Source organism: Moorena sp. SIO1F2, assembly GCF_010672755.1.
Classification (GTDB): domain Bacteria; phylum Cyanobacteriota; class Cyanobacteriia; order Cyanobacteriales; family Coleofasciculaceae; genus Moorena.
Genome location: NZ_JAAHFV010000261.1, coordinates 1 through 9394 on the forward strand (window position 1 = coordinate 1; position 9394 = coordinate 9394).

General features: G+C 45.0%; 8 protein-coding genes. 4 read left to right on the forward strand and 4 right to left on the reverse strand.

Going from position 1 to position 9394, the window contains the following annotated elements; translation table 11 throughout:
- The first annotated feature begins 7 nt into the window (after positions 1-7).
- The gene (locus F6J94_RS24390; protein WP_293044923.1) at positions 8-1384 is read left to right on the forward strand and encodes a cytochrome P450; all 1377 of its coding nucleotides are present in this window, start codon (positions 8-10) and stop codon (positions 1382-1384) included.
- A gap of 2 nt (positions 1385-1386) precedes the next feature.
- Here F6J94_RS24390 and F6J94_RS24395 read toward each other — a convergent pair whose 3' ends face one another.
- Complete coding sequence (locus F6J94_RS24395; protein ID WP_293018854.1) at positions 1387-1569, reverse strand: hypothetical protein; 183 nt, start codon at positions 1567-1569, stop codon at positions 1387-1389.
- Between the two features lie 126 nt (positions 1570-1695).
- Positions 1696-2190, reverse strand: coding sequence for an ATP-binding protein (locus F6J94_RS24400; RefSeq protein ID WP_293018852.1), 495 nt, complete (start codon positions 2188-2190; stop codon positions 1696-1698).
- Between the two features lie 549 nt (positions 2191-2739).
- On the opposite strand from F6J94_RS24400, the gene F6J94_RS24405 reads away from it, so the two are divergent.
- Positions 2740-3885 carry a SpoIIE family protein phosphatase gene (locus tag F6J94_RS24405; protein WP_293018850.1) on the forward strand — a complete coding sequence of 382 codons (1146 nt, stop codon included), beginning with the start codon at positions 2740-2742 and terminating at the stop codon, positions 3883-3885.
- 375 nt (positions 3886-4260) lie between these two features.
- Here F6J94_RS24405 and F6J94_RS24410 read toward each other — a convergent pair whose 3' ends face one another.
- Entirely contained in the window at positions 4261-4587 is a 327-nt protein-coding gene (locus F6J94_RS24410; protein WP_293018849.1) for an STAS domain-containing protein, read from the reverse strand.
- 347 nt (positions 4588-4934) lie between these two features.
- On the opposite strand from F6J94_RS24410, the gene dapB reads away from it, so the two are divergent.
- Both dapB and F6J94_RS24420 read left to right on the forward strand, forming a co-directional pair.
- On the forward strand, positions 4935-5762 hold the full coding sequence (dapB, locus tag F6J94_RS24415) for a 4-hydroxy-tetrahydrodipicolinate reductase (protein WP_293044917.1): 828 nt from the start codon (positions 4935-4937) through the stop codon (positions 5760-5762).
- A 135-nt stretch (positions 5763-5897) separates the two neighbouring features.
- Positions 5898-6593 (forward strand): phosphate ABC transporter permease, encoded by a 696-nt coding sequence (locus F6J94_RS24420; protein WP_293044919.1) that lies wholly within the window; start codon positions 5898-5900, stop codon positions 6591-6593.
- Between the two features lie 725 nt (positions 6594-7318).
- Here F6J94_RS24420 and prfC read toward each other — a convergent pair.
- Complete coding sequence (prfC, locus tag F6J94_RS24425; RefSeq protein WP_293044921.1) at positions 7319-8947, reverse strand: peptide chain release factor 3; 1629 nt, start codon at positions 8945-8947, stop codon at positions 7319-7321.
- Positions 8948-9394 lie beyond the last annotated feature (447 nt).

A 9394-nucleotide genomic window follows, 5' to 3' on the forward strand; every position in this document is an offset into this window, starting at 1 on the left:
TCTTAAATTGCCTGAAGGTCCTCAAATCCCTGAGTGGTTACAGTTAATCTATTGGATTGCTGACCCTCTGAAGTATTTGGATCAGTGTGTAGAACGCTATGGAGATACATTTACCATACGGCTAAGTGGTTTCGGACCGTTAGTCATCCTCAGCCATCCCCAAGCAATTCAGGAAGTCTTGACCGCTCCTCCTAGCCAGTTTAAGTCTGGTGAACGAAATAAGCTGCTACGACCCTTGCTGGGGGAAACCTCAATGACTTTACTCGATGGTCAACCCCACCAGCGGCAGCGTAAACTCTTGATTCCTCCCTTTCATGGGCAACGAATCCATTCCTACAGTCAATTGATTTATGATATTACCCAGCAGGTAGCGAGTCAGTGGGTAATCGCTAAAGCCTTTACTGCCCGTACTGCCATGCAAGACATTACCATCCAGGTAATCATGCAGGGGGTTTTCGGTCTAGGTCACGGACCCCGTTACCAAAAACTGAAGCCACTCCTGGCAGCCATGCTAGATATGACTAGTTCCCCCCTGCGCTCTAGTATGCTGTTTTTTAAGTTCCTGCAACGAGATTTAGGGGCTTGGAGTCCTTGGGGCAAGTTGGTGCGGCGTAGGCAGGAAATTTATAACCTCCTTCAGGAAGAGATTAATCAGCGCCGAGAGCAACCCGAGCATATGGGCAATGACATTCTCAGTTTAATGATGTCCGCTCGGGACGAAAATGGTGAGTTAATGAGTGATCACGAGTTACAAGATCAGTTGATGACTCTCTTGTTTGCAGGTCATGAGACTACTGCAACCGCTTTAGCTTGGGCATTTTACTGGATTCATCGATTACCGACAGTGCGCCAAAAACTGCTAGAGGAAATTGATAGCTTAGGGGATAATCCAGACCCGATGGCAATTGCCCAACTGCCCTATCTCACAGCAGTAGCCTACGAAACCCTGCGGATTTACCCAGTGGCGTTTGTGATCTTCGCCCGCATTACCACAGCCCCAATTACTATTATGGGTCACCACTATCAGGCCAATACTACCCTTTTTGCCTGTCCCTATTTAACCCATCGTCGAGAAGACCTCTATCCAGACTCCGATCAGTTTAAACCAGAACGATTCCTTGAGCGTCAATACTCTGCCTATGAGTATTTTCCCTTTGGTGGTGGAAACCGACGCTGTATTGGTGCTACTTTGGCGATGTTGGAAATGAAACTGGTTTTGGCTAAGGTATTGTCTAATTATCACTTAGCCCTAGCACAAGACAAAATCATTAAACCAGCTCGTCGTGGATTCGCGATTGCTCCTGAAAATGGGGTTCCTATGGTGATGACAGGTCAACGTGTTGCTAAGGATTCACCAAAGCCTGCTACCGTAAATTCTATTTAGGATCAAAATAATTGTGCAAGTAACTGTCCCATAGCAACAGAAACGGTTATCCGTGATAACCGAGAGTCTTTGCGGCCAGTAAGGTTACCGAAAAGGGCGGTTGGATGCGATCGCGTAGCGTGACGGAACGTCAATCGCATTTTGTGAGCATACTCTTCCAAACCCGGTATGGTGTTGCCAAACAAAATAGTGAATTACTCAGAATATTAAAGATTTTGTGTTATTCTCTGCTGAGTATAAATAAATGTCAACAAAAGTCTAACTAGCACAGCATCAGAGTTTCAGGCACTTAGGTCACCCATCTAACTATCCTACTCCATCGGTCGGACAATTGGTAATCGAGACTCGTTAACATTTTCTTTACAAAAAGTTTTTAAATCGCTCTTTCCCAATTCCTGATAACACTTCACAATTAACAAACAGTTCCGGTTGTCATCGGTACGGGTATAGCTGAGATGATCAGCAATTTTTTTTAGTATTGCGATGCCACGTCCACCACCAGATTCAAGGTTCATTTGCTGCTTGATGTCTGTCAGCCGCTGTTCTAAATCAAAGGGAGGTCCTTGATCCCAGATGCGTAACTCTAAGCGCTGGGGGAATAAAGTAACTTCAACATCAATGGAAACGTCTTCTGGCAAATCTTTGTGAGCATGGCGAACAGCATTGGTAAATCCTTCAGCGAGAGCTAATTGGCACTGCAACCAGACTTTTTGGCGAACAGACGATGGTTTGAACTGGTCAAACCATCCCAAAGCCTTTTCTAACGCCTTAAGGTCGCTAGGAAATTTTTGGATAGATGTTTTCAATTTTTTCAATTCCTCAAAATCTTTTACATCAACCACATACATCAACCACATACATCAACCACATTGAAGCCTGATTCTCTCCAAAGGGTACTCTAAGATCAAGGAATCCAGTTTAACCTAGATTTATATCTCCCTCTACCATGGACTAATACTCAATGCCTTCAAAGAAAATTTTTTCCAGAAGCTTTGCCAGAAGCACTGGGAAAACCATTGGGGCAAATGGGGTTTCTTTTCCCGTTTTCTATCAAGCCAGGGGGTCTCGCCCTCTAGGGGGTCTTGCCCCCTAGAAGCTGTTGCCCAAAATCGGAAAGATTGATTGAGATGCGCGAAAAGGGGGAAGAAACCGGAAGCGGTGCAAGAGAAGGAAGTTAGGAACAAATAAATCCGGTATGCCAATAGGGAATGCCATCAATAAAAGTAACTCAGTCTAACTTACCTTGGGGTCTGATCAAGGTTTCGTGAAATTCAGCCGGTCAGAATCTACTTGCTGTCCTGATTGTAAGTCAGTGTATTGATAAATCCTAGAGTAATTTGTACAACCTCAGTGCCATGAACCAAATTCTGATTATTGATGATGATCCAGCCATTCAGATGTTACTGAAACGAACCCTTTACAAGCAGGGTTATGAGGTAGCTGTAGCTAGCAACGGCGAAGAAGGTTTGGTGCAGGTACAAAAGTTACGTCCAGCCCTAGTCATTTGCGATTGGATTATGCCCGGTATGAATGGATTGGATGTCTGTCGTCAACTCAAGGCAACACCGGGACTCTCAACCACCATATTTATTCTGGTGACATCTCGAAATTCCATTGAAGACCGGGTAGAGGGGTTAGATGCTGGAGCAGATGACTTTCTGTGTAAGCCGATCGAAATAGCAGAGTTGAACGCACGAGTCAGAGCTGGCTTGAGGTTACATCAACTAAGTCATGATTTGCAGCACCAAAAGCAGTTGTTGGAGGGAGAATTAGCCGAGGCAGCAGAGTATGTTAGTTCGATTCTTCCAGACCGGATGATCAAACCATCGGTGACCATCGACACCCGATTTATTCCCTCCCGAAAACTGGGAGGTGATGGCTTTGACTATTATTGGCTAGACTCAGAGCATTTGGCAATTTATCTGCTGGATGCTGCTGGACATGGCTTACGAGCTGCCTTGCCCACACTTTCAGTGCTAAATTTACTCAGGTCGCGGGCTCTAAAGTCGATTAACTACTATCAACCGAGTGATGTTCTACGAGGGTTGAACCAAACCTTCCAGATCACTGAGCGAAATGATAAATACTTCACGGTCTGGTATGGGGTATATAACCAGGTCAAGCGTCAACTGGTCTATGCTAGTGCAGGACATCCACCCGCAATATTAATTGCTCAGACCCATGGTTCCTTGATGGAAGTACAACGTCTAAAAACCCCTGGCTTACCCGTTGGTATGTTCCCAGATGCCGATTACATTGATCAGTGCTGTGAAATTACTGAATCGAGCACCCTATATATATTCAGCGATGGGATTTACGAGATTAACCAATCCAATGGGAACGTTTGGGGACTTGAGCCCTTCATTAGGTTACTGGCAGAGTGTAAGCAAAATCACAATGGTGCTTGTCACCTAGATTTGATTTTGAAATCTCTGGAAGCCGTGAACCCTAAACACTATTTTGATGATGATTTATCGTTACTGGAAATCAATTTTTTATGAACACTTTCCCTGGAATAATCAACCTCATTTACCTGAAATAAATTGGCATATTTTAATGAGGAGACAGGATAATCAATGGCAGTCAATCATCAGAAGCATTCAGCCAGGTTAGTGGGCCGATAAAGAACGATTGGTGGCTTTTTTTGCCAATTTATGTTCAAAATTACTGGACAACTAATTATTATGAATCCTGACTTTTGACTGGATAATCCTGACTCCTCAATCCTAAATCGGAGGATAGTTGGTTATGTCGAACTCAGGTTAATTAAGGGTTAGGGAATTTTCCTAAACCATCTTCCTACCTTTACTGAAACAAAACCTAGGATTTGAAAAGGGCTACGCCCAAGGGCGATCGCCCTATAGACTTCCCTGGAATTATCTTGTAGAAAGCACCTCGCTTTCAAAATCTTCTCGTGTAGAAAAGATTTCAAAAACTCTGTCCATGCTGGTCAGTTCAAATAACATTTTGATTTGCTCATTAACTGAGCAGATATACATCTTGCTCCCAGCAGCACGAATAGTTTTCAGAGCAAGTACCAACGCTCCCAAACCAGAACTATCCATAAAAGTAACATCTTTAAAATCAATCAAAATAATATCTGCGTTAGATTCCACCAGCTCAGCAACCTCTTGACGAAAACTGGCAGCTTGTGTACCATCTAGAATGCCTGTGGGTTGAACGACTTTAACAGCACTACTCATATACCAAATTAAGCTAGTTACAAACATATACTGACTTTGCTAGTATAGCCGTGACAATTCATTTCAGCCAGATGCTGACCCACGCCCTACCCTACCACTACAGCACTAATCGCTTCTTTCAGGATTAGCCTCACCGATAAAGAGCATAGTAAACTTGAATTTGGGATGAATTTGGGGGCTAATAACGGGGGCTTATAACTACAAGCAAGATTTGAACCCATCTACCCTTAGTGCTATCCGTGGTGTCCGCTCGGGTCTTCACGGTTCCATCCCCTAAGCCCACTCCCACCAAAACTCCCAATATACACTAGAATTACCTTGGCAGAGCCCCAAACTATCCTGAAACCATGTCCAATTCAAATCCCATTCCAGTAGTAGTAAACGGTGCCGCCGGAAAAATGGGTAGAGAGGTGATTAAGGCTGTATCTCAAGCCCAAGACATAACCCTAATCGGTGCCATCGATACCAATCCTAAGTATCTAGGTCAAGACGCCGGAGAAGTTGCGGGGTGCGAACCAGTTGAAATTCCCATTCTCAATGACCTGCAAGCCAATCTAGTTCTTGCTACCCAAGAAAAAACCCAAGGGGTGATGGTAGACTTTACCCACCCTGATAGCATATACGAGAACATCCGAACTGCGATCGCATACGGTGTCCGCCCCGTAGTTGGCACCACTGGTCTTAGTCCCGACCAAATCAAAGACCTCTCAGAATTTGCTGAAAAAGCCAGCACTGGCTGCCTAATTATCCCCAACTTCTCCATTGGTATGGCATTACTGCAACAAGCAGTTGTGCAAGCCTCCCAATACTTTGACCACGTAGAAATCATCGAACTCCACCACAACCAAAAAGCCGACGCTCCCAGCGGTACTGCCATTCAAACCGCCCAACGAATGGCTGGAGCAGGTAAAACCTATAATCCGGCAATGGTGGAAGAAACCGAAAAACTAAAAGGTGCCAGGGGAAGTATTGCAGAAGACAATATTCGGATTCATAGCGTGCGTTTACCTGGCTTAATTGCTCACCAAGAAGTCATCTTCGGTGCCCCTGGTCAAATTTACACCCTACGTCACGACACCAGCGACCGTTCCTGCTATATGCCAGGAGTACTGCTCGCGATTCGCAAAGTTACCCAGCTCAAAGGTCTACTATATGGGTTAGAGAAAATCTTGTGACGAGTTATTGGTCATTAGTCATTAGTCATTCGTGATTTGTCAAAATTGAGATCAATCACAAGAAATCTAAAAACTAAACACTAAAGACAGATTAATTAACTAAAGACTAAGGACTAAGAACTAAGTACAAAACCCATGCTAATTCCGATCACTCGCCAGAAGTTTGAACAAATCGTTCCCGTCCTAGCCACGGGGCTCCAGTATCGCTACTACTGGGGCAAGTTTCGAGATTTTTTAAGGCGACTGTTAATTTCTTTAATCGCAGTTGTGGTGATTTTAATTTTAGCTTTGATGCTTGGTTCAGCTTTTGCTCCCTTCCGGGTATTATTCGAGATCACTGCAGGGCTTTACTGGTTGTGGGGTCCCGTATATTGGGCAAGTATGCGAAACCTAAAGATGCGCCGATATGGCTATAGTGGCTTCTGGCAGGGTCGAATCGAGGATGTATTTGTGACGGAGGAGTTGATTGGTACAGAAGAACAAGTCAATCAGCGGGGTGAGTTGGTAATTGTGGAACACCGGGAGAGACGGTTAAATCTAGAAGTCGAAGATGAAACTGGATTTATAAGTCAGCTGCAAGTTCCCCTAGAACGCCTCCACAAAAATATTTCACCTGGACAAATTGCTCAGATGTTGGTTATGTCCAATCAGCCTGACTTAGGGAAGATTGCCCAGACCAGTGATATATATATTCCTAGCTTAGACATTTGGGTAAATGACTATCCTTACGTGCAACGAGATGTCTTTGTCCAAGTTAGTCGTAAATTGAGGGATGAAGAGCGCTCTTATTCGAGACAACGTCCCCGTAGTTCTAGGCGTCGAAGGTCTTAGTGAAGTACCCCAACCTGTTTCACTGAGATTGGGGCTTCCAATTCTCAGATCTAATCAGGGACGGTTTTATTCGTCTTTGGGATTTCCCGCTTCATCCGCCGATGCCTCAACCAGAAACGCGACCCAAGGCCGGGAAACCCGGCCTAGGAGGCGCGCGCCTCCTAGCGTTGGTCTTACTCAGCGTCCACAGGCAGACATCCGCCTTCCGCAGACGTATAACTTTTACGACAGACTTACCTTGGAATTACAGCATCTATGGCTAACCAGCTGGGGCAAGTCTCTTCCCTGAGCTCTGCTAGTACTTTTATACCTTGGGATCTAAAACATCCGATAATTAGACCGTTTTTAAGGTAGCCTTTTAGTCAGTCAGGCGGGTCAGCAACCATGTTCATTTTAGCACCAATCTCATAGGTTGTCGTTTCGCTATCCATCCCGGAGACGAAACCTCATTGTTGGGTCGCCTTATTACAAAAGCGCCGTTACCTTTTATGCATAACCTGCCGACGCTCAAGCCGCGACCCTACCTTACGCTAACTTCTTTCCCCACCTTGAAAGAAGGTGGGGAATTCCGCGAGTTTTGTTAAGGATTAACGGTGTGCAGCTCGTTCGTGCCTAGGATCCTCTAGTTTCTAGAGGGGTAGTGGGATTCGTTGGCTAGAAACCATACCCTACACCCCACACCCAGTAAGGCTAACAAGGCTGCTTATCACCCCGTCAGATAAATGCTATGTAGACTTGGGTTCAGAACCAGACACCACAGGAGCGCTAGAATTCAAATCCAACTCTGGATGATCTTCTGCGACTTGCTGCAAATTCCACTGATTTTTAAACAGTAGCACTGGACGTCCCCAATTATCTTTGACTGTCACGGTATTAAACAAACGCCCAGCTTTTTCCAAAGCTCCCCAGCCACCGGCTACCCAACGAGCCACACTATAGGGCAACATATCCAACCTGGTTTCTACGCCATACTCATTTCTGAGGCGAAACTGCACTACTTCAAATTGCAACTGTCCCACTGCTGCCAGAATTGGATCCCGCTTCGACTCATCAACGGAGTACATAATTTGCACAGCCCCTTCTTCCCGCAACTCCTTCACCCCTTTTTGGAACTGCTTAAACTTAGAGGGGTTAGGATTCTTCAAATAAGCAAACAATTCTGGGGAAAAACAAGGAATACCTTCATACTCCAACTTCTTACCGTTGTAAATCGTATCCCCAATCGCAAACACCCCCGGATTATTCAAACCAATCACATCCCCTGCATAGGCAACATCAATGGATTCTCGGTCTTGAGCAAACAGCTTTTGGGGTCTTGACAAACGAACGGTTTTACCAGTACGAGCATGGCTGACAGTCATATCCTTTTCAAACTTACCCGTACACACCCGCACAAAGGCCACCCTATCCCGGTGCTTGGGATCCATATTCGCTTGCAGCTTAAACACAAAGCCACTAAAGTCTGGATAAGTTGGAGGAATCTCGCCCACTGTGGATTTCCGAGATTCTGGTTTCAGGGCATAGTCCAAAAAAGCATCTAGAAAAAGCTGCACCCCAAAATTAGTCATGGCACTGCCAAAAAACACAGGGGTCATTTGACCAGCATGAATCAGCTCTAAATCCAGGTCTGGACCAACACCATCGAGAATTTCTAACTCTTCCTTGAGTTGATAATATAAGTCTTGTTCTAGCAGCTGTTCAATCTGGGGGTCCCCCAAATTAACTACCGTATCCTTCGCCTCCCGGGAGCCGTGAGCGGTGCGTTCAAACAAGTGGATTTGTTGTCTTCGGCGGTCAAAAACTCCTTTAAAGCGATCGCCCATGCCAATCGGCCAGTTGACCCCATAGGTTTGTAACCCCAGCTCCTGCTCAATCTCATCGAGTAGTTCTAGGGGTTCTCGTGCGGGACGGTCAAGCTTGTTGACAAAGGTAAATATAGGAAGCGATCGCATTTTGCACACTTCAAACAATTTCCTGGTTTGGGGCTCTAGACCCTTTGCTGCATCAATCAGCATCACCGCATTATCAGCTGCTGCCAGAGTGCGATAGGTATCTTCACTGAAATCTTGGTGTCCGGGTGTGTCCAGTAAATTAATCTGACAGTCCTCATAGGCAAACTGCAACACCGTCGAGGTAATCGAAATTCCCCGTTGTTGCTCCATTTCCATCCAGTCCGAGGTTGCCTTGCGCTGAGCTCGCCGTGCCTTCACTGCTCCGGCTTCGTGAATTGCTCCACCATAGAGTAATAATTTTTCTGTCAATGTAGTTTTACCCGCGTCCGGGTGGGAAATAATCGCAAAGTTACGGCGGTGTTCAACAGCGTTGAGCAATTCTGCCTCAAGTTCAGTGGACATCCGAAAAGACTAGATAGGGGACTTTCCTTTACATTCTGACATAATTTTATGGTTATTAGTCCTTTCTGATTGACCAGAGTCTGCTCGTAGTTACAAATGACTAATGACTAATAGACCATTAGCTTGCCGTCCAAAACTAGTCTTGATAATTGAGCCCTGAGGCGAATTCACCTATTCCCGTTTTCCCATTCCCTGTTCTATACTTTTGCTAATTATACTAAATAATAACTAATCAATAATGTGGTGATTTCATACCTGATTTTGGACGGAATTTACTACCTATAGTATAGGGAGATAAATGCTATGATTATAGGTAAGTAAAATTGAATACATTATCGAAATAAAGGAGCTCTATTATGGTTTATAAGATCGAAAAAGAAAACGCCTAAACTCCGTTCACCCAGCCGCCCTTACCTCGTATGCCTCTTCCTGCTTGAAAAAAAAAAA

Coding starts and splice junctions, on each gene's coding strand:
- prfC (WP_293044921.1), bottom strand. CDS start 8,947: ATGTCCACTGAACTTGAGGCAGAATTGCTCAACGCTGTTGAACACCGC.
- F6J94_RS24410 (WP_293018849.1), bottom strand. CDS start 4,587: ATGAGTAGTGCTGTTAAAGTCGTTCAACCCACAGGCATTCTAGATGGT.
- F6J94_RS24405 (WP_293018850.1), top strand. CDS start 2,740: ATGAACCAAATTCTGATTATTGATGATGATCCAGCCATTCAGATGTTA.
- dapB (WP_293044917.1), top strand. CDS start 4,935: ATGTCCAATTCAAATCCCATTCCAGTAGTAGTAAACGGTGCCGCCGGA.
- F6J94_RS24420 (WP_293044919.1), top strand. CDS start 5,898: ATGCTAATTCCGATCACTCGCCAGAAGTTTGAACAAATCGTTCCCGTC.